Raw genomic sequence first — 25,248 nt, forward strand, 5'->3', positions numbered from 1 at the left:
CATGACCATCCTCATGGCCGGCTGCGGCGACCTGGGCACGGAAGCGGGCCTGCGCTTCGCCGCGGCCGGGGACCGGGTGGTGGGCTGGCGCCGGTCGCCGGAAAAGCTGCCTCCGGCGATCAAAGGCGTCGCGGCTGACCTGACCGCCGCCGACCTGCCGGCCATCCCGGCGGACACCACCGCCGTCGTCGTAGCCGTCGCCGCAGAATCCCCTACCGAGGCGGCCTACCGTGCCGCCTACGTGGACGGGCTGGCGCACGTCCTGGACGCCTTGGAACGTGACGGCGTGACGCCGCGGCGGGTGCTGTTTGTGTCCTCCACGGCGGTTTACGGGGACGCCGGTGGCGGCTGGGTGGATGAGCGCACGACGCCGGCACCTGGCGGTTTCTCCGGGCGCATCATCCGCGAGGCTGAGGAACTCCTGGTTTCGCGGCTGCGCGGCACCGGTACTGCGCCGGTTGTGCTGCGGCTGGGCGGGATTTACGGGCCGGGGCGGACTCGGCTGATTGACCAGGTCCGCAGTGGGCAGGCAGTCATCCCTGATGAGCCGCGCTACACGAACCGGATCCACCGGGACGATGCAGCAGCGGCCATCGTCCGCCTCGCGTGCATGGCTTCTATGCCCGCTCCGGTATATGTCGGTGTGGACAATTCTCCCGCCGAGCTTGGGGACGTTCTGCGTTTCCTGGCCGCCGAGATGGGCTATCCGGAACCGCCCATTGGCCCCGCAGGCGAAGCCCGGGGCGGGAACAAGCGCTGCAGCAACGCGCTGCTAAGGAGTACGGGATTCGAGTTCGCCTACCCGTCGTTCCGTGAGGGCTACCGCGCCATCCTGGCCGGCAAAGGGGTCCGTCACCCGTAAGCCACGCCCCTCAGGCTTGGCGCGAACGTACACTTACGGCCCCACCCACGTGCTCGAACGTACACTTACGCCCCCACCCACCAGCGCGAACGTACACTTGGGGCCGGACCGTCGACGCAGGCCTTGCCGGGGTCGACCTGAAATTGAACGCGTCGTCATCGAGGAGCACCGTGGACTTCCAGCACATCATCGAGGCCGTCGGCAGGTTCATGGACTTCGCCGGAGTGGCCGTGATGGTCATCGGCGCGGTTGTATCGATTCCTATGGCCCTCCGCGGCTACCAGCCACGGAAGCTCCCCGCAGGATCTGAAAAGCTGACCGTGTACCGGTCATATCGGCAGCTGTTGGGGCGGTCCATCCTGCTGGGGCTTGAACTCCTGGTGGCCGCCGACATCATCCGCACGGTGGCCGTGACACCAACCTTCGAGAGCGTGGGCGTGCTGGCGATCATCGTGCTGATCCGAACATTCCTGAGCTTCTCGCTGGAGCTGGAAATCACCGGACGCTGGCCGTGGCAGAAGGAACCGTCCGAGCCGTCCGCCAAGCACTCCTCCGAGGCGGCACCTGCGGACGCCTAAAAGTCCTGATCTCCCATCCCCGCACAACCAGGTCCGCGCCCTGCGGAGTTATCCACATAGGCCTCCTGGTTCACCGTTTTTGTCTGACCCTCGCGGGATGATTTGGGTATGGAAAACATGTCAGCGGACGAGGCGGTGGAGGCCTTTATGGCCTCCGCTGCGGCGTTGGCTGACTGTGTGCGCCGCGGGGTAGGCAGTGCCGGCTCTTGGGTTCAGGGCTCTGGGCTTCATGGCTCTGGGGGTCCGGATCCTCTTCGGGGGCAGGCGGATGCGTGCCTGGACGGACTCGCCGTATCGGCACGGGTCGATGCCATGCTGGCCGGCTTGAGGGTGCGCCTCGCCGCCGGATTCGCCGATAAGTCAATGGCCTTGGCCGCCCCGGCCAGGACTCCGGGGGAACACACTGCCCAGGAGATGGGCGTCGTCTCGGAGGTCGCCTGTGTGCTGACGGTCAGCGAACGCTCGGCGTCAGCGTTACTGGCCCAGTCCCGCGAACTCACCACCACCCTGCCGATAACGTATGAGGCGTTGCAGGAGGGGTCGATTTCGTGGCAGCACGCCCGGGTCATGGTCGACGAAGCGGCCAACCTCGATCCCGGCGTGGCCGCAGCGTTGGAAGCCCATTTCCTGGACCCGGACGCCCCCAACCCCGCTCAAGGCTGCCCGGCCGGTGAGATGGTCCCGTCCCGGTTCCGGCACAAGGTCAGGATCTGGAGGGAACGGCATCACCCGGTCAGCATCGAAAAGCGCCATGCGAAGAGTGTCCTGGACCGTCGGCTGGAGTACGCCCCGGACCGGGACGGCATGGCCTGGCTTTCGGCCTACCTCCCCGCCGACCAGGCCGCCGGGATCTGGAACCGCATGACCGCCGCTGCCCGGGCCCTCCAAGGCCCCACCGAGACCCGCACGATCACCCAAATGCGCGCCGACGTCGCCGCGAAACTGCTACTCAGCGCCGGCTTCGCCACCAGCAGTTCGATGAACGGCAGCGCAGACCAAACCAGCGGCAGCAGCGCCAGCGCTGGCACCGCCAGCACCAGCACCAGCACCAGCACCAGCACCAGCCATGATGGCGTGGCGGGCCGCCTTAGGGTCCCGGAGGGGGTCGATGCCGGCCGCGTGCCCACACCGGCGGCGCAGGTCCTGGTGACCGTGCCGGTGTTCGCTCTGATGGGCCTCACGGACGAACCTGCCCTACTCGACGGCTACGGACCGATCCCCGCATCGATGGCCCGGGAGCTGGTCGAGGATGGGGCATCCTCGTTCCACCGCGTCCTCACCGACCCAAGAGACGGGGCACCGCTGGAGATCGGACGGGAAAGCTACCGGGTCACCAAAGCCCAACGCCTATGGCTCCGGCTCCGGGACGGCAAATGCCCCTTCCCCGGCTGCTCCAACCAGTCCCTGGACAACGAAGCGGACCATATCCTCGCGTGGGCCGACGGCGGCACCACCGGCATCAGCAACCTCGGCCAGCCCTGCCCCAAGCACCATAGGCTGAGACACACCACCGGCTGGACACCCACCGGCGCCAGCATCGACAAACCGCCCGGCTGGATTTCACCCAACGGCCGCCACTACCGAAGCGAACACCAGGACTGGGAACCACCCCAATGGCCACCACAAATTCTGGATCAGCTAAGACACGGGGAACGTGGCCCAGTCATGTCCGAAGACATTCAGTCCGAATGTCTATTGCCTGCAGGCCCGCTGTCTGAAGATGCGGTGCCCAAAGATCTTCTGCCGGAGTGGGTCAGGCAGCACTAAGCCCGGCCGCAGTGGCCCGACGACCAACCAGTCGCGAGCACTAAGCGCAGGTTGGCCTGCCTAGCGCCTTACTTGCCGAGGCCGGCCTTACGAAGCGCCTCCGCCATGGCTGTGTTCACCGGCGCCGGCTTCGGGCCTGACTTAGGCGCGGCAGGCCTGCCGTTGGCTGGCTGCTGGGTCTTCCCGCGATCCTGGCGGCCAGCTTCCGGACGCCCACCGGCACCACGGCTACTTTCCTGCCGCCCGCGATCCTGGCGGCCAGCCTCCGGCCGTCCACCGCCACCCCGGCCCCCTTCCGAACGAACGCCAGCACCGCCACTGCGGCCAGCCTCCGGACGCCCACCGCCACCACCGGCACCACGGCCCCCGGACGGTGACGGCTCGTCGTCGAGCCTCAATGTCAGCGAGATCCGCTTCCGCTCCGGATCAGCCTCGAGGACCTTGACCCGCACCACCTGGCCGGACTTCACCACCTCGCGCGGATCGGAAACAAAGCGGTTGGCCAGGGCAGACACATGGACCAGCCCGTCCTGATGCACCCCAACGTCCACGAAGGCGCCGAACGCGGCCACATTGGTGACCGTCCCCTCGAGCACCATTCCGGGCACAAGGTCTGAAATCTTCTCGATCCCTTCCGAGAACGTCGCCGCGGCAAACGCAGGGCGCGGATCCCGGCCGGGCTTGTCCAGTTCTGCCAGGATGTCCTGCACAGTGGGCAAACCGAATGTCCCGTCCACAAACACCCGGGGGTCAAGCGACGACGCCGGCGACGACCCGGCTGCCACCAGGATCTTCCGCGCCACCGAGTAGGCCTCCGGGTGCACGCTGGACGCATCCAGGGGTTCGGCTCCCCCGGTGATCCGGAGGAAGCCCGCACACTGCTCAAACGCCTTCGCCCCGAGCCGAGGCACCTTCTTCAAGTCACTGCGCTTGGCGAACGGGCCGTGTTCGTTCCGGTACACCACGATGTTTTCGCTCAGCAATGGCCCCACGCCGGCTACGCGGCTCAGCAGCGCGGGCGACGCCGTGTTCACGTCCACGCCCACCGCGTTTACGCAGTCCTCCACCACCGCGTCCAGGCTGCGGTCCAGCTTCGCTGCCGTGACATCGTGCTGGTACTGCCCCACGCCAATGGACTTCGGATCGATCTTCACCAATTCGGCCAGGGGATCCTGCAACCGGCGGGCGATGGAGACGGCGCCGCGCAGGGACACGTCCATGCCGGGCAGTTCCGCGGCTGCCAGCGCGGACGCCGAATACACGGATGCCCCCGCTTCGGAGACCACCAGCTTCTGCGGCTTGCTTTCCGCGGCAGGCAGCAGTTTGATCAGTTCGGCGGCCAGCTTGTCGGTTTCGCGGGAGGCCGTGCCGTTGCCGATGGCCACAAGCTCAACGTTGTGTTTCTGCGCCAGCCGGACCAGGGTGGCCAGGGCCTCGTCCCACTTCCGCGCCGGCGCGTGCGGGTACACGGTATCGGTGGCAACCACCTTGCCCGTGCCGTCCACCACGGCAACCTTGACGCCGGTCCGCAGCCCCGGATCCAAGCCCAGGGTGGCGCGGTTTCCCGCAGGTGCGGCCAGCAGGACGTCGCGCAGGTTGGCGGCGAACACGCGCACAGCCTCGTCCTCGGCGGCGGTGAACATCCGGCCGCGAAGGTCGGCCGTCAGCCGGGCGAGCACCCGGGTGCGCCAGGCCAGCTGGGCGGTCTGCATCAGCCATGCGTCGGCGGGACGGCCACGTTCGGCCACGCCGAGGCACCTGGCCACCGCACCCTCGTAGCGGGCGCGGGCGGCGGCCAGGGCGTCGTCGTTGGCGGGATCTGCCTCGGCGAGATCCAGTTCCAGCACGCCGTCCTTCTCGCCGCGCAGCAGGGCCAGCACACGGTGAGATGGCATCCCCGACGGCGCCTGGGCGAACTCGAAGTAGTCGGCGAACTTCTGCCCTTCGGCCTCCTTGCCCTTCTTCACGCGCGACACCATCCGGCCCTGTGTCCACAGCCTGTCCCGCAGGGTCAAGGCAAGGTCAGGGTCCTGGGCCACGCGCTCCACCAGGATGGAGCGGGCGCCGGCGAGCGCCGCGGCCGGGTCATCAATGGAATGCTCAGCGTTCAGGTACTTGGCAGCCTCGCGCTCGGGATCCAGCTCCGGCCGCTTCAGCAGGGCGTCGGCGAGCGGCTCCAGCCCGGCTTCACGGGCGATCTGGGCCTTGGTGCGGCGCTTGGACTTGAACGGAAGGTAGATATCCTCCAGCCGGGACTTGGTGTCCGCGGCCAGGATCGCCGCCTGCAGTTCGGGCGTCAGCTGGCCCTGCGCGGCAATCGCCTCAAGGACGGTACGACGGCGGTCCTCCAGTTCGCGCAGGTAGCGGAGCCGTTCGTCGAGGTCGCGAAGCTGCGTGTCATCCAGCGTCCCGGTGGCTTCCTTGCGGTACCGGGCGATGAACGGGACGGTGGACCCGCCGTCGAGCAGTTCCACGGCGGCCTTGACCTGCCAGGTCTTCACACCGAGCTCGGCGGCGATCTGGGCGTGGATGGCGCTGTCCGGTGTCTGGGCGGATGCGGGGGCGGACGGGGCGTGCGGGAGTTGGGTCACCAGAACATTTTGCCCTACGGCCCTGACCGTCTCCAGCAAAGGGCCCAAGGATCGCACCGGGCCGGGTATTCCGCTATGGGCCGCGAAGTGCTGTAGTGGAGTTGCCGTCACCGGTATTCATTCTCGAGGAAGAGGCCACCATGCGGGAACTGCTCATCGTCTTCCAGGAAGGATTCGACGAGGCCAACATCACCGTCATGGTCAACGGCAAGGAGGTACGCCGCGACGTCGGAGTTTCCACCAATCCCCTCCTGGGGGAAGCCTTCGAAGCATCGGTGGAGTTGCCCGCAAAGGGTGCGCAAGTAGGCGTCGAAGTCACCAACAGGGGGTTGAAGGCCATCCTCAAAGTCAGCGGGAAGCCCAAGAGCGTGCTGGTTTCGATCGAGGACGGCAAGCTGGTGATGCGCGAGGGAACGGGCCGCGAGGCATTCCTCTAGCGGGCTATTCGGCGATATCCTCGGCCCACAGTTCGGCGTTGTCGCGCTGGAAGGCCTGCATCATGTCAACGCAGCGCTGGTCATCCAGGACCACTACCTCCACGCCGCGGGACCTGAGGAGATCAAACTCGCCCGGAAAGGTCCGCGCTTCGCCCACCACTACCTTGGGGATCTTGAACTGGATGATGGTCCCGGTGCACATGGCGCAGGGCGCCAGCGTTGTGTAGAGAACCGTGTCGCGGTAGCTGCGCTGGCGGCCGGCGGCCCTCAGGGCGGACATCTCGCCGTGGGCAATGGGATCGCCATGCTGGACACGCTCGTTGTGGCCGGCGGCGACGATTTCGCCATCGCGGGCCAGCGCGGCCCCGATCGGGATGCCGCCTTCACCGAGGCTCTTTTGCGCGGCCTGGAACGCTGCTTCGAATGCGGGGTCAGTCATGCGGCCCAGCCTATCGTCCGATCCGAAGGTCCCTGATGTTAGCGGGTACAGAAGAGACTCTGGCAATACTCCATTCGGTGGAGTATTCTGGTTCTTACCGCCCGGGACCTCCAGGATCCAGGCGGGCCACTCTTACAAATGAGCCAAAAAAGCCGTCGGATGGCTTTTTGGCGCGCGCTGCCGGGACAGCACACCGAGCAGCCAGCGACGGCGGCACCCGCGCGGGTGCCGCCGTCGTCGTTAAGTGCCGATTAGCCCTGGTACGCGGGGTAGTCGGTGTATCCCTTGGCACCCTCACCGTAGAACGTGGACGCGTCCGGCTCGTTGAGTGGGAGGCTTTCCTTCCAGCGGCGGGCCAGGTCCGGGTTGGCGATGGCCGGTCGGCCCACCACCACTGCGTCGGCGTGGCCGTCGGCCACGAGTGCCACTGCCTCGTCGCGGGTAGTGATAACACCGAAGCCGGTGTTCACCAGGAACGTCCCGTCGAAGCGCGCGCGGAGGTCCTGGACCAGCTCGCCGGTGGGCTCGTGGTGGAGGATGCTCAGGTAGGCGAGGTTCAGCGGAGCGATGCTGTCCACGAGCACTTCGTAGGTGGCACGGACATCGGCCAGGTCGGTTTCGGCGATGCCCTGGACATTGTGCTCCGGCGAGATCCGGATGCCCACCCGGTTGGCGCCCAAGGCTGCGACGACGGCGTTGACCGTCTCGATGACAAAGCGTGCCCGGTTTTCCGGGGAACCGCCGTAGCTGTCATCGCGGACGTTGGCGTTGGGCGCCAGGAATTCGTGCAGCAGGTAACCGTTGGCCGAGTGCAGCTCCACGCCGTCGAAGCCGGCCTCGATCGCGTTCCGGGCAGCGGTGACGATTTCCCCCAGAACGACGGGAAGTTCGTCTGACGTGAGCGCGTGCGGCACAGGGTACGGCTTCTTGCCCGCAGGCGTGCGGACTTCGCCGTCAATGGCGACGGCGCTCGGGCCCACGATGCGGTGGCCACCCGTGATGTCCTCGTGGGACACGCGTCCGCCGTGCATGACCTGCGCAAAGATCCTGCCGCCTTCGGCGTGCACGGCGTCGGTGACCTTTTTCCAGGCGGCGATCTGCTGCTCGGTGACCAGCCCGGGCTGTCCCGGGTAGGAGCGGCCTGCGGGGCTCGGGTATGTGCCCTCGCTGACGATGAGGCCCAGGGAGGCGCGCTGGCGGTAGTGCTCGACGACGAGCGGGCCGGGCACACCTTCCTCGCCGGAGCGGAGGCGGGTGAGCGGCGCCATCACCAGGCGGTTGGGAAGTTCGAGCTCGCCGAGGGTCAACGGGGAAAACAGCATGCGCAGTTCCTTTCAGAAATGAAGTGGTACTGCTCTGCCCAACTGACTGGCGTCTGCAACTATTCCGGATGTGAGGGGGAACACGCAGGCTTGGCGCGGGTGCATGGAGTCCGTCGCCGTGGGCGCTGGTGCTATGGACCCTGCCGCAGGACGGTGCCAAGGTGAAGCAGTAGGAGTGAACAGTACGGCCCTGAAGCAACGGAGGATGTCATGATTCCCGACGACCTGGTCTTCCACCCCTGGGCTATGCAGGGGCCGCGCGACGTGCCCACTTTTGTCGGTGGCTCCGGGAGCTACCTCACCGACGTCAACGGAAGGCGCTACCTCGACTTCAGCTCGCAGCTGGTGTTCACCAACCTTGGTCACCAGCATCCGCGCATCGTCGCTGCGATCAAGGAGCAGGCTGACCGTCTGTGCACGCTCGCACCGGCCCACGCGTCCGATGTCCGGAGCGAAGCGGCGCGGCTCATTGTGGAGGTCGCTCCCGAGCACCTCGGGCACGTGCTGTTTACCACCGGCGGAACGGAGGCCATCGAGCATGCGGTTCGGATGGCTCGCCTCTACACCGGCCGGCCGAAGGTCCTCGCCGCCTACCGCTCGTACCACGGCTCAACAACGACATCGATCCACCTCACCGGCGACCCCCGCCGCTGGGCCTCTGACACCGGGGCGGCGGGCGCCGTCCACTTCTTCGGTCCCTTCCTGTACCGGTCGGCATTTGGGTCGGACAGCCCGGAGGAAGAATGCGACCGGGCGCTGGCCCACCTTGAGCAGGTGATCCTGCTGGAAGGCCCGTCGACGATCGCCGGGCTGGTCCTGGAGTCGGTCATCGGCAGTTCGGGTGTCATCGTGCCGCCACCCGGCTACCTGCGCGGAGTCCGTGACCTGTGCGACCGCCACGGCATCGTATACATTGCCGACGAGGTGATGGTCGGCTTCGGTCGCACCGGAGCCTGGTTCGGCGTCGACCACGATGGCGTAGCACCCGACCTGATGGCGTTCGCCAAAGGCGTGAACTCCGGGTATGTGCCGCTGGGCGGTGTGCTGGTCGGCGACGCGATCTACGACATGTTCACCAAGCGTCCCTACCCGGCGGGCATGACGTACAGCGGCCACCCCCTCGCCTGCGCAGCAGCCGTCGGCGCAATCACCGCCATGCACGAGGAGGACACCGTCGCGGCCGCCGCGCGCCTCGGCACAAGCATCCTGGGTCCAGGACTCCGGGAACTTGCCGGGAAACATCCGTCCGTGGGGGACGTCCGCGGGATCGGCGGCCTCTGGACCCTCGAACTGGTCCGCGACCGGCTATCCAAAGAGCCGCTCGTGCCGGTGGGAGCCACTGGCACGGCGAACGCTCCGATGGCCTCCTTCGCCAAGGCGTGCCGGGACCGCGGCCTGTTGCCATTGGTCATGGGCAACCGGGTCAATGTCGCCCCTCCCCTCAACGTGAACGACTCCGACGCCGCCACGGGCCTGGCCATCCTGGATGACGCCCTGGCTGAAGCCGATACTTACATGGCCTAGAACTGCGCCGGCAGCACCAACTTGCCCGTCTTGTCCGTGGAAAGAGCCAGGGACGACACATACTGAGGCTCGCCGTCGGGCCCGTCCTGGGCCGAGCGGATCATGTCCGGGCGTTCAAACTCCAGCCCGGTGACGTGGCAGAGGAGCTTGTGGTCGCTCGGGTTGCCGTCGGCGTCAAACATCGGCAGGTCAATGCCGTCGTCCGTCCGCCGGAGGTAGTACTTTCCGCGGGTCGCCAGCGCCAGGACCGGTGGCAGCACCAGCGCCAGGCCCACGGCGAAGATCGGCGAGAACGGCTGGATGCCGGCACCAAAGGCGCCGAAGAACACGGCGATGGAGATCCCCGCAGAGACGAGCATGGACACGAACCCCACGGGGTTGACCGCGTACAGCATGCCGCGGCGGAACTCCGCCGTCTTGGGTGAAATCTTGAGCACGTACTTGTTGATGGCGATGTCGGATGCCACGGTGACCACCCAGGCCATGGCGCAGTTGGCGTAGAAGCCCAGGATGGTGTTGAGGAACTCGAACATGTTGGCTTCCATCAGGATCAGCGCGATCACCAGGTTGACCACCACAAACACCATGCGGCCCGGGTACGTCTTGGTGATGCGCGTGAAGCTGTTGGTCCACGCCAGCGACCCCGAGTAGGCGTTGGTGACGTTGATCTTGATCTGCGAAATGACCACCAGCACCACGGCAAGCGTCATGGCCAGCCAGGCCGGCATCATCTCCTGGTATACGCCCAGGAACTGGTGGACCGGCTCATTGGCGTGCACCGACGCGGCGGGATCGAGCGTGGCAATCAGGTAGATGGCGATGAACATGCCCACAACCTGCTTGATCGCGCCGAAGATCACCCAGCCAGGCCCGGCGAGGATCACTGCCCGCCACCATGCGCCTTTATTGGCCTCGGTGCGCGGCGGCATAAACCGCAGGTAGTCGATCTGCTCGGCGATCTGCGCCATCAGCGACAGGCAGACGCCAGCCGCCAGCATTACCGACGCCAGGTTAGGTCCTTCACCACCGGATTCACCAGCGTAGGCGAAGAAACTGTCGATGCTCTCCGGGTGGGAGATCACCAGGTATCCCACCGGAACCACCATCAGCAGCAGCCACAGCGGGGTGGTCCACACCTGCAGCTTGGCCAGCGTGTTCATGCCGTAGATGACCAGCGGAATGATGATCACCGTGGACGCGGCATACCCGAGCCACTGCGGGATGCCAAGGCCCAGCTCCAGCCCCTGCGCCATGATGGAACCTTCCAGCGCAAAGAAGATGAACGTGAACGTGGCAAAGATGACGTTGGTGACCACGGATCCGTAGTAGCCAAAGCCGGATCCGCGGGTGATCAGGTCCAGGTCGATGTTGTACCGTGCCGCGTAGTAGGCCAGCGGAAAGCCGGTGGCAAAGATGATGACCGCTGCCACCAGGATGCCGAAGATCGCGTTTGTGGTGCCGTAGGCGATGCCGATGTTGGCACCGATCGAGAAGTCGGCCAGGTAGGCGATGCCGCCCAGCGCACTGGTGGCCACCACGCCCGCGCTCCACTTCCGGTACGAACGCGGTGCGAACCGGAGGGTGTAATCCTCCAGGCTCTCTTTGGTGGCGCTGAGGGCGGCGGCGTTGCCCGCCGTCGTGGGTTGCCCTGTACCGCTGACGACGGCGGCACCGCCCGCCGCCGCCGGCTCCAGTAACTGGGTGCTCTCCAGGTCGTTGCTCATGAATGCCTCTCCGTGCGGGAACCAAGTTGTCTCCTGCGACCGTAGCCATCAGGAACGACGGATCGGTCACAGCTTTGTTTCCACCGCGTTAAGCGTTGACAGGAGGTGTCAATAAACTTCCGGAGCATTCGAGTCCAGAAACCTCTGGTCATTTTCTACGGAACGTAGAAGAATGGGGCCATGATGTTTACTCATACCGACGGCAACCCTGTCCTGGAACTCGACGAAGAGCAGTCCTGGAAGCTCATCGACGCTACAAAGCATGGCCGGCTGGTGGTCTCCGTGGCGGGCGAGCCGGACATTTTTCCCGTCAACTACCTGACCTCGGACCGGAAGGTCTACCTTCGGACAGCCCCCGGAAACAAGCTTGCCCAACTCACCATCAACTCCAGGGTCCTCTTCGAAACTGACGGCATCCTGTCCGACGAAGCGTGGTCCGTGGTGGTGCGGGGAACGGCCCGGGTCCTGACCAACTCGGCGGAACTCGCCGCTGTGGAGGACCTGGGGCTCAAGACGTGGGTCCCCACGCTCAAGGATTTCTACGTGGAAATCGTGCCCACGTCCGTCAGCGGCCGCCATTTCCAGCTGGGAGAGCAGCCGGAGCGCGACATCTAGGACCTGCCTAGACTGGAATTATGGCGGACAGGCTGACTCCCGAAAAGCGGAGCTGGAACATGTCCCGGATCAGGGGCAAAAACACCAAGCCCGAGCTCCTGGTCCGCCGCCTGCTCCATGCCAAAGGCTACCGCTACCGCCTGCATGGCGGGGCGGGCAAGAGCCGGCTGCCGGGCAACCCGGACCTGGTCTTTGCGGGACGCCGGAAAGTCATCTTCGTCAACGGCTGCTTCTGGCATTTCCACGACTGCAGGGTGGGCCAGCACGCGCCCAAAGCCAACGCCACCTTCTGGGAAGCCAAGCGCACCCGCACCAGGAACCGCGACGCCGATCAGTGCCGGCAGCTTGAAGAGGCGGGCTGGGAAGTCCTGACCGTGTGGGAATGCGAGCTGAAGGACGGCTCCGCCCTGGAGAACCAGCTGGTGCAGTTCCTCGGCGACGTCGCCGTTCACCGCAACGACTCCACCCTCCGTCCCCACCACGGCTCCCACGGAACTTGAGCCGATCTTGATCCTTTGCCGTCGCCCATATTGAGTACCCCCGGCAAGGATGGAAACCGTAGGCCACGATCGCGCGGCCAACGGATCAGCTATCGGGGAGGAACGGATGCCCTCCCCGCCCCGGCTTGCCGCAAAAACCCGCCCGGCAGCGAAGACCCGGCTAACTTCGCCTGGCCAGCAATGCGGAGCTGAGGGCGGATGCGGAGGAAGCGCTGCTGTTGATGCGCCAGTCAGTCTCCTTCTGGAAGTGGAACCACACAAAGCCCATCACATCCGGCTGGGCTGCCAGGTAGGACACCAGGTCCGTGTTCCAGGTGGCCTTCGAACCGCCGGCTTCGCTGGACGCGGTTTCGGCAATAAGGATGGGCTTTCCCGGGGCAATGCCACGGAGCTGGGCGATGCCGGGAGCAAACAGGTCCTGCGGCGAGACCCAGCTGCTCCACGCGGCGGACGTCCCCCAGTTGTAGCCATCCAAGGCCACAATATCCACATAGCCGGCGCCGGGATAAAGGCCGGCCAGGTCCGTGGAACCCCAGTAAGGTACGTTGGGCGACCACACCCACTGGACGTTGGAGGCGCCCGTCGAGGCCACCACATCATGGACGTGGCGCCAGGCCTGCACGTAGTCGCCCGCCTGGTTTCCGTTGACCCCTTCGGCCCAGGGGTACCAGTTGCCGTTCATTTCGTGGGCGAAGCGCAGCATGACGGGCTGGCCCCAGGCGGTCAGGGCCTGCCCCCACTCGAGGATCCGCGCGTCGAAATCTCCGGCTGTGATGCGGTCCAGCGAGTAGGCGGGCTGCTCCAGCCCGCCGCCCCACGCCCATGGTTCCCAGGTGAGAAGCGGGACAGCGCCGCGGGCGCGGACGGCGTTCAGCTCTGCAATGGGCGGAGCCTGGAGGAAGTCCTTGTAGAAGAGCACCATCGAGGGGCTCTCGCCGGCGAGCTGGGAAACTTCGTCAAGTTCTGCGGCGGCCAGCGGCCCGCCGGGGGTGGCCACGCCGAAGCGGAACGGATCCGTGCTCACCACGGGCGGTTGAGGCGCTGGGGTAGCCGCAACTGCGAACGTGGCCGAAGCCTTGATGGAAGAGGTCTTGGCCGTGATCGTCAGGTTTCCGGGAGCGATGGCCGGAATGGTGATGCCGGTGCTGAAGGCCCCGGACGCCGTCGTCTGGAAGGAAAAGGTGGTGGACCCCGCGATGACGGTGCCAGTGGTGGAGGCCTTGAAGCCGGACCCGGAAACTGTCACCGAAGTGCCTGCAGGACCCTGTGCGGGATTCAGGGTGATCTGCGCTGCTGCAGCCGGCGCCGCCTGGGCCGGTTGGATGCCTGCCACGGCCAAAGCGGCGCCCACGCCAAGCGCGAGAATCACGGTTTTCAACGTACGGAACAACGCAATCAATCCCCCAATCGGGCCGTGGCCTGGGCCACCTTCAAGCAGTGCTGGGCGCACTGGCTCTGATCCTAGATGCAAAACCCGCAGTCTCATCAAGAAAGCCACAATTCTTTTCCAAAACCCTTACGGGGCAGGGGAACAGACCTAACCTGAAGGAAGAAAGATGCCTCGAGTCACCGCCGCATTTCCGGAGCGGGAGGCCCCAGCGGAAAGGACCGTCATGACGCAATCTGATGATGCCGGACGGCCGCTGGTGGACCAATCCGTCCTGGACAGGTTGCGCGAGGAACTGGATGAGGATGAAGGCTACTGCACGGTCTTTGTGGGGAACTTTATCGACTACCTTCCGCGCCGGATCGGCCGGCTCCGCCTGGCCCTGACCACGGGCGACCTCGACGGCGCAGTGGACGCCATCCTCAGCCTCAAGACGTCCAGCCAGATGGTGGGGGCGGAACGCCTCGCCGGCCTGGCCCTCGACTTGGAGAGTGCGATTCGCAGCGATTCAGCCCACGGCGACGTGGCAGTGGAGCTGCCCCGGCTCGCGGCGGCGTACCTCAAACCGATCAACCAGTGCAGCCGGCAGACCCTGCACCGCCTCCAGGCTCAGCGCTCAACCGGCGCCAGCCGGTAGCCAACGCCGCGCACCGTCTGGAGCCAGCGCGGCCGCTGCGGCGAATCGCCCAGCTTCTTCCGCAGGTTTCCCATGTGGACTTCCACCGAACGTTCGTCGGCCTCGCTGATGTAACTTCCGACGTCGTAATCCTCGTCGCGCAGGCGCCGCACCAGATCTGATTTGGTCCGGACAGTCCGGCCCGCCTCCAGGAGGGCGTACAGGAGTTCAAACTCGGTGCGCGTCAGGTTCAGTTCGGCACCATCCACCGTCACGGAACGGGACGCGTAGCTCAGGTCCAGCCCGTTGTGGGTGAAGTTGCCGCGGCCATTTGCCGCCGGCTCGGCACCGTTCACCGCGTCCGTGGCGCCGGCCGCATCCGCAGGCTCCGCCGCGGCACGCGGGCGCCGCATCATCGCGGCCACACGGGCCCGCAACTCCCGGGGACGGAACGGTTTGGTGAGGTAATCGTCGGCACCGGATTCTAGGCCGATCAGGGTGTCCAGCTCATCAGTCCGGGCCGTAAGCATCACAATGTACGCGTCGGAGAATTCGCGGATCTGGCGTGAGACTTCAAACCCGTCGATGTCCGGCAGCCCCAAGTCCAGCGTGATGACGTCAGGATTCAGCGTCTTGGCCGCCAGAACACCTTCGGCTCCGCTGCCGGCCACGGTCACGTCAAAGCCTGCCTGCGTCAGCACTGTACGCACCAGTTCCCGGATATCCTGGTCGTCTTCAATAACCAGGCCCACACGTGGATCACTCATTACAGCCCCCTCAGCATGCTTGACACCGTCTGAAGTATATAGCTGGCTGCCGATATCCTGCTGTCATGCGTCTTGACTTAACAGAACTTTCGGCACCTGACCATGAGTGAGCCTGTTGCGTGGGCAAGTGGCCGGCTGAGATTCTTCCGCCGGCCCTTCCACGAGTACCGGCTGACGGACAGGGTTGCCCTGAGCCAGATGCCGCTGTTCATCACCACGCTCTTCACGGCGTTCCTCATGTGGGCGTTCTTCCCTGGGACCATGGACAACCCGCTCTTTGTGGCGTTCCTGGTCTCGCAACTGGCCCTGATGGCCCTGTGCTACCTGGTGCCGTGGGACCGCCTGCCGTACACCAGCTTCCTGGTCATTCCGCTCCTGGATTTCATCTCCATCGCCATCGGCAGGGAAGGCGGCCAGGAAAGCCTGACCGGCATCAGCCTTCTGGCGGTGTTTCCGGTCATCTGGCTGTGCGCGTCGGGTTATTACCCGCGGGCGTCCCTGTGGTTGTCGTTCTTCGCTCCCTTGGCCATCATCTGGGTTCCGCTGCTGATCCATGGGGACGTGTCGGGCCCCAGTTTGTCCAGATCCCTGCTGCTGCCCATCATGATGCTGGGCATCGGAGTGTCTGTCAGTGTCCTGACCTTGAGCATGATGCGGCAGCAGCGCACCCTGGAAGAAAAGGACGAACAGCTCCAGGCCAACCTGAAAAGTACCAGGCACCAGGAGTCGCTGCTCAACACCGTCCTTGAAACCGTGCACATGGGGGTCCTGGCTGTCGACGCGGACGGCCACGACATCCTGATGAACCGCAAACAGCGGGGCAACCACGAACTGGCCCGGCCGAAGGACATCGACGATCCCAACGAGTCGCAGCTGCTGGTGTTCGCGGCGGACCGCACCACCCCTGTGCCGGTGGAGGACCGGCCCGTGCGCCGCGCCGTCCTCGGAGAGACGTTCACCGACTACCTGGTCTGGCTGGGCTCCGGCAAGGAGCAGCGGGCCATCAGCACCAGCGCCCGGGCCATGAGGGATGCCGACGGAGCGTTCGCGGGTTCGGTGATCGTCTTCAGCGACGTGACCGATTTGGTGAATGCCCTGGCTGCCAAGGACGAATTCGTCTCCAGCGTGTCGCATGAATTCAGGACGCCGCTGACCTCCATCCTGGGCTACGTGGAGATCCTGCTGGAGGACGGCCCCGCGGATGACCAGCTGGAACCGCTGGAGATCATCAGGCGCAATTCTGAACGCTTGCTCACCCTGGTATCAGACCTGCTCGTCAGCAGGCACGGGCAGCTGATCGTGACGCCACACACCGTGGACGTCGCGGAACTGGTCCGCGCCAGCGTGTCTGCGGCCCAGCCCAAGGCTGCCGACTCACGGGTGGTGTTGAAAGCCGACACCCCGGCGCGGCTTGATGCCCATGTCGACGGCCCGCGGATCTCCCAGGTGCTGGACAACCTTGTGTCGAACGCCATCAAGTACTCGCCGGACGGCGGCAACGTGGTGGTGTCCCTGGAGCAGGAGGACGGCCAGCTGTCCTGCCGGGTCAGCGACACCGGGATGGGCATGAGCGCTGACGACCAGGCAGAGGTCTTCGCCAAGTTCTTCCGCACCAACAACGTGCGCCGGACCGCCATCCCCGGCGTGGGCCTGGGACTTCCCATCAGCAAGGCCATTGTGGAAGCCCACGGCGGCACCATCGACGTTGAATCCGCGCTGGGAAAGGGCACGACTTTCACGTTCCGGCTGCCGGTCTAATCTCCAGCCCGCGTAGTCCGGACAACTTCGCCCCAGGACTGGCGCGCGAGGTCAGCCACCGCTGCCAGGATCTCCGACGGCGGCCGGGAAAGGTCCAGCGGGAACTCCACCACATCGATGTCTGTGTTGAGGATCCGCCGGAGTTTGACCTCACCCGAGCCGGCGTACACGAGCCACGCAGTGGGCACCTTCAGGGCCGTGCAGTAGGCGAGCATCTGGTAATGGTCCGAGGACAGTGACGCACCCGCGTCCGTGGCAGCCTTGTACTTGGCGTCGTAGACCACCACCGGGCGTCCGCCCAGCAGGTGCACCGCATCCGGGCGCACGGAGAGCCGGTCGGCGTCGTGCACTGCCTCGCTGAGGAGCGCGTTGTACCGCAGCCGCAGTTCCCCCGGGTAAGCCGCCATGGCCTGGCGGAGGGCTGCCCCCACGAAGTCCCCAAACACCTGCGCCATGTCCACCACAAAGGACGCCGTTTGCTGCTTCCCTTCCCCCGCTTCCGCGGACGCGTTCCGCAGGATCAGTTCCGCGAGCCGCAGCACCGCGTGGTAGCGGACGTTCATCCGGGTGGGCGACCACGGCGGCAGCGGCGCGCCGGACGGAAGGCGGGTGACGGCGTCGAGCTTTCCCTTGAGCTGCCGCAGCCGGCTCAGGACCTCAGGACGGACCCCGGGGACCTTGCCCATGCGGTCCAGCGCAGCCCGGAGGATACGGTTTTCGGCGATGTCCTCGGTGAACTCGTCGTACGAGACCTCAAGCGGCACCAGCATGCCGGGGCGCCGGGAGATCTGGTCTGAAATCCGGATCCTGCCCTTCACCGTCCGGAGGGATTCGTCCACCGTGAGGTAGCCCTGCAGCACACCGCGGCCCAGGGCCCGTTCGGTGAGCTGGGCCAGCGACTCTGCCAGCGCGCTCCACAGGTCGCGGTCCTCCGCGGCGGCGACGGAGTCGTTCCGGAAGCCCTGGTTGCCCGCGTAGCTGAGCAGGAACAGGAGCCGGCTCAGGCCGAGCCGGTCCTTGGGACGGACGTCCAGCTGAACTGTGGAGGTCCGGACCGAACCCACCCTTCCCACGGGTTCGATCCGGTAAAGGCCCATGCCCATCGGCGACGCCTTGGCCAGGCCGCTCGCGTTCAGGAACGCCGCGCTGGCAGCATCCAGCCGGTCAACGATGCCGCCGGAAAGTTCGTCCAGGACCAGGTGCCGGGGCGGTTGGCCGGGGCCGCGCGGTGCCGCGCCCGACGCGGGGGCCTGGGCCGGCCTAGCTGGCAGCAAGGCGGCCCAGCAGCTGGTCCAGCCCGAAGCGCTCCTCGAGCTGCGCCCGGGTCAGCTGGCCGTGGTAGTGCTCCTCCAGGAGCGGCATCAGCTCGTACTTCCAGATCCTGCGCAGCCCGGCGGGGGTCTGGGCGGCGGGCTTCATGAAGTACGACGGCCCGATCATCAGGTCCCGGTCCCACTCGTCAATGGCGGCGTTCATCGCGTCCAGCAGCAGCGCCGGCGTGGCGTCCAGCTGCCGGGCCTGCAGGAAGCGCAGCAGCGAGCCTTTTACCGGCTCGGTCTGCGGGTGCAGCTCGATGAAGGCGAAGCGGCGGCGGATGGCGGCGTCCATCATCGCGATGGACCGGTCGGCGGTGTTCATGGTGCCGATGATGTAGAGGTTGTCCGGCAGCGTGAACGGCTCGTTGGGGCTGTACTGCAGGTAGATCCTGTCGTCGCGGTATTCCAGCAGGAAGTACAGCTCGCCGAACACCTTGGCCAGGTTGGCCCGGTTCATCTCGTCGATGATCAGGAAGTGGGGCTTCTTTTCGTTCCCGGGCTTGGCGGCTTCCTCGGCCAGCCTGCGCAGCGGCCCGGCCACGAGCTTGAAGGACACTTGGCCTTCGTCAGTCTTGTCCGGCCGGTAACCCTCGAAAAAGTCCTCATAGGCGTACGACGGGTGGAACTGCACCAGCTTGACGCGCTCATCAGTGCTGTCGTCAGCGAGTTCCGCGGCGAGGTGCTTGGCCAGGTACGTCTTGCCGGTGCCGGGCGGGCCGTACAGCACCAGCTGGCGGTTTTCTTCCAGCAGTTCCGCGATCTCCTGCAGGGGCTCCAGGTCCATGTGCAGCGAATCGGCGAACTCACGGGTGAGCGGGCGGAAGCCTTCCTGGAGGGGCACGACGGCGGCAGCACCGGCGTCGTCGTCTTCCGGTTCCGCTTCGGCGGGCAGCAGCGCCTGCAGGGCCTGCACCACCCGGGTGACGTCCACGATGATCCCCGGTGTGGCGAGCTGGCGCTGCACGTGCCGGGGCAGGTCGGTGGTGGTGTGGGCTTCGTCGAACCAGCGGACCTTGCGGCGGATCCGGCGGTTGTCCTCGTTGTGCTCGGGCTCCCCCAGCACAACACCGACCCGCACCGTCCCGGCGTTCTGGTACAGGACGAGGTCGCCCGGCTTCATCACGCTGAGGATCGCAAACACCGCCGTCTTGGTGTCCTCGCGTTCCACGTAGCCCAGGTGCTTGTAGTCCTCGTCGACGGCATGCTGCACCAGCCCGGCGGTCACGCCGGCGTCCAGGAGGCGGAGGTGTTCGACGTCGAGCGTCACCTTCTCCTCGGACTGCCAGGCGCTGAGCAGCTCGGCGTTGTCGCTGTGGGTGCGCAGCAGCCATGCCCGGCGGCCGGGGTCGCCCACTTTGCGCCACTGGCTGACGAGCTGGCGGGCGTACCAGTCGATGCGCTGCCCGGCCTGCTCGTCCAGGTGCAGCCGGATGCGTTGGATGTCCGCGGTGATGTCTTCGTCCGTGTCGCCCTTCGCGCCGCCCACGAGGGAGGCGAAGGCGTCCCGGATTTCCTGCCGCTCCACGTCCGCCACCACGGGCTCGAAGTAGCTGGGCCAGGCAAGGTATTCGATGCTGCGGCGGATGGCGGGCTGGTCCCCGGGCGTTCCGGCGGCGAGATCATGGAACTTCAGCGGATCCTTCAGGGCCTTGGAGATGGCGGCCGGAATCTGCTGGTCCACGTGCTGCACAAAGCGGCAGAGCCATTTGAGGTGGTCCCAGATGGTCCAGTTGAATTCTGCGGTGCGGTCCCTGATCACGCCGTGGTCCGTCATGCCCTTGTAGAGCTCCTCGGGCAGTTCCAGCGGCGGTTCCAGCCAGGACGCGGCCTCGGCCACGCGGGCGCGCTTGACCTTAAGCGACTTGACCTCGTGTGCCAGCGGCAGGGACTGCAGGAACAGCAGTTCCACCGCCAGCTGCTTGGCCGCGCGGGACGCGTCCTGCAGGTTCTGGCGCAGGTTGGTCATCATGGGCGCCTTGGGATCCGGGACACCCCGCTCCAGGCGGTCGTGCAGCTCGGCCGCAGCCTCGGACGTCCAGGTCAGGGTGCTGCCGTCCAGTGCGGACGGCTTGCCCTGCATGCCGGGCCCCAGCACAAACCAGGCCGCGTCTTCGATCTCCTGGGAGATACCAAGGGCGCGGGGCATGGCAGTTTTGGGGGTCGGGGTCATGCGTTCAAATTTACAGGCTTAAGCTGGGCGTCCGCTCCAAGGCCCCTGACAGGGATGCACCCGGGCGTGCCTATTTCGCCGCCACTGCCCGCTTCCGGCCGAAAATGAAATACCCCATGGGGCCGACGAAGTTGAGCATCGCGGCCATCCGCCAGGCCGCCTTGGGCCCGTTGATCAGTTCTGCCGGCCGCTTCGAGATGTCCCGCTGCGCAGCAACCATCAGCGCCATCTGGGCGATCCCGACGAGCACCGTTCCCACCCGTGCTGCCGGGGGCATTTCTTTCCAGGTCTTCTTTTTCATCTTGGCCATGATCAAAGCTCCTTAGTCAGGGCGTTCAGTAGCCCAGGTCTTCAGTGTCCGGCGTGGACACGGCCAACGCAACGGCTTAGACGGCGAACGGCGCGATCCGGTCCTTTTGCTCCTGCGTCAGCCGGACCACGCGGCCGGTGGCCTCGTCAACAAAAGCCAGATGGCTGCTGGCCCGGACGCAGTCCTCCCCTGTCACAGGATCCTGGACCAGGTAGTGGACGTCGAAGCTGGCACCCTTCACGGCACCGATCCACACCTGGACCACGGCCGGGATATTGCGGTACTCCAGTGTCCTGACGTAGCGGATCCGGTGGTCCACCACCAGCGCCAGGATGCCCTCGGGGACATCGTTGAAGAGGGACACCTCAGGCTCGATCCCCGGCATCCCGGCTCCACGCGGCGGGCCGAAGGCACCAATCCGTGCTTCCTCCAGCATCCTGACGATCTGGACGTTGTTGATGTGTCCGTAGGCGTCCATGTCTCCCCAGCGCATGGGTACCAGCACCTGTATGCGCCTGGGCTCCGCCGCCTCTGCCGCGCCCCCGGTTGTTGTCACGTCCTCGGTTGTCACTCCTCCGCCGGCCTCCCGCGCGGCCTGCTGCGCGGCCTCCCGCGCGGCCTGCTGCGCGGTCAGCTGTGCACCGCCGTCGAGTCATCCACGGATGTTTCCTCCGCGTCGGATCCCGCGAACTGGGAGATGTAGAGCCGGTAGTACGCGCCTTCGGCCGCCAGCAGCGTCTTGTGGTTGCCCTGTTCCACGATCTTGCCGTTCTCCATCACCAGGATGGTGTCGGCGTCGCGGATGGTGGAAAGCCGGTGCGCGATAACAAAGCTGGTGCGGTCCGTCCGCAGCGCCGCCATGGCCTTCTGCACCAGCACTTCGGTGCGGGTGTCCACGGAGCTGGTGGCTTCGTCCAGGATAAGCAGCGAGGGGTTGGCCACAAACGCCCGGGCGATGGTGATGAGCTGCTTTTCACCGGCGCTGACGTTGTTGCCTTCCTCATCGATCACCGTGTTGTAGCCATCCGGCAGGGCGCGGACAAAGCGGTCCACGAAAGTGGCCTTGGCTGCCGCCATGACCTGTTCCTCGGTGGCGTCGAGGTTGCCGTACCGGATGTTGTCGTAGATGGAGCCGCCGAACAGCCAGGCATCCTGGAGCACCATGCCCACCTTGGACCGAAGTTCGGACCGGCTCAGTTTGGTGACGTCCACGCCGTCCAGCGTGATGGACCCGGAGTTGAGCTCGTAGAAGCGCATCACCAGGTTCACCAGGGTGGTTTTACCGGCGCCCGTCGGACCGACGATGGCCACCGTGTGCCCTGGTTCTGCGGTAAAGGACAGGTTTTCGATCAGCGGTTTGTCCTCGGTGTAACTGAACGTGACGTCCCGGAACTCCACATGCCCGTCGGTCTTGGCCGGCAGGTGGTCGGTGGCTGTTTCGGCGTCCTGTTCGTCGGCGTCGAGGAATTCGAAGACCCGCTCCGAGGAGGCCACGCCGGACTGCAGCATGTTGGCCATGCCGGCCATCTGTCCCAACGGCTGGGTGAATTCGCGGGAGTACTGGATGAAGGCCGTGGCGTCGCCCAGGGACATGGAGCCGGAGGCGACGCGGAGGCCGCCCACCACGGCGATGCCGACGTAGCTGAGGTAGGAAACAAACTGCATCACCGGGAAGATGATGCCGGAGACGAACTGGGCGCCGAAGCTGGCCTTGTACAGCGCCTCGTTGCGTTCCTCGAAGCGCTCCAGCATGTCGGCGTCGCGGCCAAAGACGCGCACCAGGTCGTGGCCGGAGAAGGACTCCTCGATCTGTCCGTTCAGCGAGCCGGTGTTCTTCCACTGCGCGGCAAAGAGCTTCTGGCTGCGCGATCCGATGATGCCGGCGGCGACGCCGGACAGCGGAAGGGCGATCAGGGCGATCAGGGCCAGCTGCCAGGAGACGATGAACATCATGACCACAATGCCGATGACCGTCAGCAGCGAGTTGATCAGCTGGGCGAACGCCTGCTGCAGTGCCTGCTGGATGTTGTCGACGTCGTTCGTCACCCGGGAGAGGACATCGCCGCGCTGGCGGGTGTCGAAGTAGTTCAGCGGCAGCCGGTTCAGCTTCTTTTCGGTGTCGTCGCGGAGCTGCCGGATGACCTTCATGACGATTCGGTTCAGCACGTAGCCCTGCAGCCACAGGAAGATGTTGGCCACAAAGTACATCAGCAGCACAATGGCGATGAGGACGGACAGCTTCTGGAAGTCGATGCCGCTTCCGGGCACCAGTTCCATCTTGGAGATCATGTCCGCGAAGTTGTCCTGCCCCTGTTGGCGCAGTCCTTCGACGAATTCTTCCTTGCTCGCGCCTGCGGGGAGCTGTTTGCCGACGACGCCGCCGAAGATCACGTCCATGGCCTGGCCCAGGATCTTGGGGGCGATGACGTTCAGGACCACCGCGACCACTACCAGGCCAACTACAGCCCAGATGCCGGCGGCTTCGGGCTTCAGCAGCCCCATCAGCCGCTTGGCGGACGGCCAGAAGTGTTCGGCCTTCTTGGCAGGCATGCCGCCGAACATGTCGCCGTCGGCCTCCGAAGGCTTGTACTCCTCCTCGAAGAAGTCGTCGTCTTCCAGGACATCGGGCGTTGCCGCGGAATCCGTCGTTTCGGCGGTCGGGCCTGTTGGGTCCTTCTTGGGGCCGGTCATGCCATTTCCTCCACGCTCAGCTGCGATTCAACAATTTCCTGGTACGTGGGCGAGGTTTCCAGGAGTTCCTCGTGCGTGCCCCGGTCCACGATCCGTCCGTTGTCCAGGACCAGGATCTGGTCCGCTTCCGTGATGGTGGAGATGCGCTGGGCAACAATGATGACGGTGGCGTCCGCGGTGGTCCGCTTCAGCGCTGCACGGAGCCTCGCGTCGGTGGCCACGTCCAGGGCTGAGAAGGAGTCGTCAAAGAGGTACACCCTGGGCTTGGTGACCAGGGCACGGGCAATGCAGAGGCGTTGCCTTTGACCGCCGGAGACGTTGGTGCCGCCCTGGGCGATGCGGGCGTTCAGGCCGTTCTTCTTCTCGCGGACAAAGTCCTCGCCCTGGGCCACGTGCAGCGCGTCCCAGAGTTCCTGGTCGGTGGCTTCGGTCTTGCCAAAGCGCAGGTTGTGCTCGATGGTGCCGGAGAAAAGGTACGGCCGCTGCGGAACGAGGGCCACCCGCTTGGTGATCTCGGCCCGGTCCAGGTTGCTGACCGACACGCCGTCGAGGAGCACCTCGCCCTCGGCGATGTCGTAGAGCCTCGGCAACAGGGACAGCAGCGAGGTTTTCCCTGCGCCGGTGGACCCGATGATCGCCACGGTCTCGCCCGGCTTCGCGGTGAAGCTGATGTTGCTCAGCACCGGCGACTCGGCGCCGGGGTAGGCAAAGGTGACGTTACGGTATTCCACCACGCCGGCAAGGGCGGCGGGGGTTTCCGGCCGCTCCGGGTCATGGATGGAGGGTTCGACGTCGAGCACCTCACCGATGCGGTCCGCACACACCGAGGCGCGCGGGATCATCATGGCCATAAACGTGCCCATCATGACGGCCATGAGGATCTGCAGCAGGTACTGCAGGAATGCCGTCAGTGAACCCACCTGCATCTCTCCGGAGTCGACCCGCTGCCCGCCGAACCACAGTACGGCGGCCGTGGAAAGGTGCAGGATCATGCCGATGACCGGGAACATCAGGACAAAGAGCGAACCGATCTTCAGCGAGACGTCCGTCAGTTCCTTGTTTGCCTCGCCGAACCGGCCGGTCTCATAAGGTTCGCGGACAAAGGCGCGGACCACCCGGATGCCGATGATCTGCTCGCGGAGGACGGCGTTGATGCGGTCGATTTTCTTCTGCATGGTCCGGAACAGCGGCATCAGCCGGACCACGAGGTACCCCACAACGACAAGCAGCACAGGCACGGAGACCCAGACCAGCCAGGACAGGCTGAGGTCCTCGCGCAGCGCCATGATGATGCCGCCGATGCACATGATGGGGGTGGCCACCATGAAGTTCAGCCCCATCAGCACCAGCATCTGGACCTGCTGGACGTCGTTGGTGCCGCGTGTGATGAGCGTGGGCGCGCCGAAGGTGTTCACGTCCTTGGCGGAGAAACTGGTGACCTTCCGGAACACGCCGCGGCGGAGGTCGCGTCCCACAGCCATCGCGGTCTTGGAGCCGTAGTACACACCGGCGATCGCGGTTCCGACCTGGACAAAGGCGACGAGGAGCATCACTCCGCCGGTGCGCCAGATGAAGTCCGTGTCCCCGCGGGAAACGCCTTCGTCGATGATCTGGGCGTTGAGGCTGGGAAGGTAAAGCGCCGCGATCGTGGACGCCAGCTGGAACGCGATGACGGCAACAATGTATGGCGTATACGGCTTGGAATAGCGCCGTATGAGGGTGAGGAGCATGCCCACGGATCCTTAGGAAGAGAGCGCGAAATGGTGTGAATAAGTTCTAGCAGCGGGGGCTGACATTATTAGCCTTCCCACTCTACGAAATCCGTTGCCCGTGCGAAACATCTTCGCGAAAAGATCATCCGATCGGCGTACCGC

At 65.7% G+C, this 25,248-nt stretch carries 21 protein-coding genes; 9 read left to right on the forward strand and 12 right to left on the reverse strand.

The window, feature by feature from the left end; genetic code table 11:
- The first annotated feature begins 1 nt into the window (after position 1).
- The 3 genes from J2X42_RS16470 to J2X42_RS16480 all read left to right on the forward strand — a co-directional run bounded on the left by J2X42_RS16470 (position 2) and on the right by J2X42_RS16480 (position 3,207).
- On the forward strand, positions 2 to 862 hold the full coding sequence (locus tag J2X42_RS16470; RefSeq protein ID WP_310166875.1) for an NAD-dependent epimerase/dehydratase family protein: 861 nt from the start codon (positions 2 to 4) through the stop codon (positions 860 to 862).
- 170 nt (positions 863 to 1,032) lie between these two features.
- A complete protein-coding gene (locus J2X42_RS16475; protein ID WP_310166876.1) occupies positions 1,033 to 1,440 on the forward strand; it encodes a DUF1622 domain-containing protein in 408 nt (135 codons plus the stop codon).
- Positions 1,441 to 1,548: 108 nt separating this feature from the next.
- Complete coding sequence (locus J2X42_RS16480) at positions 1,549 to 3,207, forward strand: DUF222 domain-containing protein (protein WP_310166877.1); 1,659 nt, start codon at positions 1,549 to 1,551, stop codon at positions 3,205 to 3,207.
- A gap of 68 nt (positions 3,208 to 3,275) precedes the next feature.
- Here the strand turns inward: J2X42_RS16480 and J2X42_RS16485 are convergent, their stop codons facing one another.
- Positions 3,276 to 5,798, reverse strand: coding sequence for a Tex family protein (locus tag J2X42_RS16485; RefSeq protein ID WP_310166879.1), 2,523 nt, complete (start codon positions 5,796 to 5,798; stop codon positions 3,276 to 3,278).
- Between the two features lie 119 nt (positions 5,799 to 5,917).
- Here J2X42_RS16485 and J2X42_RS16490 point away from each other — a divergent pair, with 119 nt between their 5' ends.
- Positions 5,918 to 6,235: a hypothetical protein gene (locus J2X42_RS16490; RefSeq protein ID WP_310167041.1), complete on the forward strand. Its 318-nt coding sequence runs from the start codon at positions 5,918 to 5,920 to the stop codon at positions 6,233 to 6,235.
- A gap of 4 nt (positions 6,236 to 6,239) precedes the next feature.
- On the opposite strand, the gene J2X42_RS16495 is transcribed toward J2X42_RS16490, so the two are convergent.
- Both J2X42_RS16495 and J2X42_RS16500 read right to left on the reverse strand, forming a co-directional pair.
- On the reverse strand, positions 6,240 to 6,674 hold the full coding sequence (locus tag J2X42_RS16495) for a nucleoside deaminase (RefSeq protein ID WP_310166881.1): 435 nt from the start codon (positions 6,672 to 6,674) through the stop codon (positions 6,240 to 6,242).
- A gap of 251 nt (positions 6,675 to 6,925) precedes the next feature.
- Positions 6,926 to 7,996, reverse strand: a complete 1,071-nt coding sequence (locus J2X42_RS16500) for an alkene reductase (RefSeq protein WP_310166883.1) — start codon at positions 7,994 to 7,996, stop codon at positions 6,926 to 6,928.
- Between the two features lie 210 nt (positions 7,997 to 8,206).
- On the opposite strand from J2X42_RS16500, the gene J2X42_RS16505 reads away from it, so the two are divergent.
- On the forward strand, positions 8,207 to 9,520 hold the full coding sequence (locus tag J2X42_RS16505) for an aspartate aminotransferase family protein (RefSeq protein WP_310166885.1): 1,314 nt from the start codon (positions 8,207 to 8,209) through the stop codon (positions 9,518 to 9,520).
- Here J2X42_RS16505 and J2X42_RS16510 read toward each other — a convergent pair.
- The gene (locus tag J2X42_RS16510) at positions 9,517 to 11,244 is read right to left on the reverse strand and encodes a hypothetical protein (RefSeq protein WP_310166887.1); all 1,728 of its coding nucleotides are present in this window, start codon (positions 11,242 to 11,244) and stop codon (positions 9,517 to 9,519) included. The genes J2X42_RS16505 and J2X42_RS16510 overlap by 4 nt on opposite strands.
- Before the next feature lie 180 nt (positions 11,245 to 11,424).
- On the opposite strand from J2X42_RS16510, the gene J2X42_RS16515 reads away from it, so the two are divergent.
- On the forward strand, positions 11,425 to 11,859 hold the full coding sequence (locus J2X42_RS16515; RefSeq protein ID WP_310166890.1) for a pyridoxamine 5'-phosphate oxidase family protein: 435 nt from the start codon (positions 11,425 to 11,427) through the stop codon (positions 11,857 to 11,859).
- A 20-nt stretch (positions 11,860 to 11,879) separates the two neighbouring features.
- On the forward strand, positions 11,880 to 12,359 hold the full coding sequence (locus J2X42_RS16520; RefSeq protein WP_310166892.1) for a very short patch repair endonuclease: 480 nt from the start codon (positions 11,880 to 11,882) through the stop codon (positions 12,357 to 12,359).
- A 160-nt stretch (positions 12,360 to 12,519) separates the two neighbouring features.
- Here J2X42_RS16520 and J2X42_RS16525 read toward each other — a convergent pair whose 3' ends face one another.
- Complete coding sequence (locus tag J2X42_RS16525) at positions 12,520 to 13,749, reverse strand: glycoside hydrolase family 26 protein (RefSeq protein ID WP_396134095.1); 1,230 nt, start codon at positions 13,747 to 13,749, stop codon at positions 12,520 to 12,522.
- Positions 13,750 to 13,972: 223 nt separating this feature from the next.
- On the opposite strand from J2X42_RS16525, the gene J2X42_RS16530 reads away from it, so the two are divergent.
- The gene (locus J2X42_RS16530) at positions 13,973 to 14,383 is read left to right on the forward strand and encodes an Hpt domain-containing protein (RefSeq protein WP_310166896.1); all 411 of its coding nucleotides are present in this window, start codon (positions 13,973 to 13,975) and stop codon (positions 14,381 to 14,383) included.
- Here J2X42_RS16530 and J2X42_RS16535 read toward each other — a convergent pair.
- Positions 14,356 to 15,129: a response regulator transcription factor gene (locus J2X42_RS16535; RefSeq protein WP_310166898.1), complete on the reverse strand. Its 774-nt coding sequence runs from the start codon at positions 15,127 to 15,129 to the stop codon at positions 14,356 to 14,358. The genes J2X42_RS16530 and J2X42_RS16535 overlap by 28 nt on opposite strands.
- A gap of 102 nt (positions 15,130 to 15,231) precedes the next feature.
- On the opposite strand from J2X42_RS16535, the gene J2X42_RS16540 reads away from it, so the two are divergent.
- The gene (locus J2X42_RS16540; RefSeq protein WP_310166899.1) at positions 15,232 to 16,887 is read left to right on the forward strand and encodes an ATP-binding protein; all 1,656 of its coding nucleotides are present in this window, start codon (positions 15,232 to 15,234) and stop codon (positions 16,885 to 16,887) included.
- On the opposite strand, the gene J2X42_RS16545 is transcribed toward J2X42_RS16540, so the two are convergent.
- The 6 genes from J2X42_RS16545 to J2X42_RS16570 all read right to left on the reverse strand — a co-directional run bounded on the left by J2X42_RS16545 (position 16,884) and on the right by J2X42_RS16570 (position 25,104).
- Positions 16,884 to 18,080 carry a 5-methylcytosine restriction system specificity protein McrC gene (locus tag J2X42_RS16545; protein ID WP_310167042.1) on the reverse strand — a complete coding sequence of 399 codons (1,197 nt, stop codon included), beginning with the start codon at positions 18,078 to 18,080 and terminating at the stop codon, positions 16,884 to 16,886. The genes J2X42_RS16540 and J2X42_RS16545 overlap by 4 nt on opposite strands.
- A gap of 67 nt (positions 18,081 to 18,147) precedes the next feature.
- Positions 18,148 to 20,373 carry an AAA family ATPase gene (locus J2X42_RS16550; protein WP_310166900.1) on the reverse strand — a complete coding sequence of 742 codons (2,226 nt, stop codon included), beginning with the start codon at positions 20,371 to 20,373 and terminating at the stop codon, positions 18,148 to 18,150.
- A 70-nt stretch (positions 20,374 to 20,443) separates the two neighbouring features.
- Positions 20,444 to 20,683 (reverse strand): PLD nuclease N-terminal domain-containing protein, encoded by a 240-nt coding sequence (locus tag J2X42_RS16555; RefSeq protein WP_310166902.1) that lies wholly within the window; start codon positions 20,681 to 20,683, stop codon positions 20,444 to 20,446.
- A 76-nt stretch (positions 20,684 to 20,759) separates the two neighbouring features.
- On the reverse strand, positions 20,760 to 21,176 hold the full coding sequence (locus tag J2X42_RS16560; protein ID WP_310167043.1) for a thioesterase family protein: 417 nt from the start codon (positions 21,174 to 21,176) through the stop codon (positions 20,760 to 20,762).
- 137 nt (positions 21,177 to 21,313) lie between these two features.
- The gene (locus J2X42_RS16565; protein ID WP_310166903.1) at positions 21,314 to 23,374 is read right to left on the reverse strand and encodes an ABC transporter ATP-binding protein; all 2,061 of its coding nucleotides are present in this window, start codon (positions 23,372 to 23,374) and stop codon (positions 21,314 to 21,316) included.
- A complete protein-coding gene (locus J2X42_RS16570) occupies positions 23,371 to 25,104 on the reverse strand; it encodes an ABC transporter ATP-binding protein (protein WP_310166905.1) in 1,734 nt (577 codons plus the stop codon). The genes J2X42_RS16565 and J2X42_RS16570 overlap by 4 nt, the downstream gene beginning before the upstream one ends.
- Between the last annotated feature and the right edge of the window lie 144 nt (positions 25,105 to 25,248).

The organism is Arthrobacter sp. BE255, from assembly GCF_031457335.1.
Classification (GTDB): Bacteria; Actinomycetota; Actinomycetes; order Actinomycetales; family Micrococcaceae; genus Arthrobacter.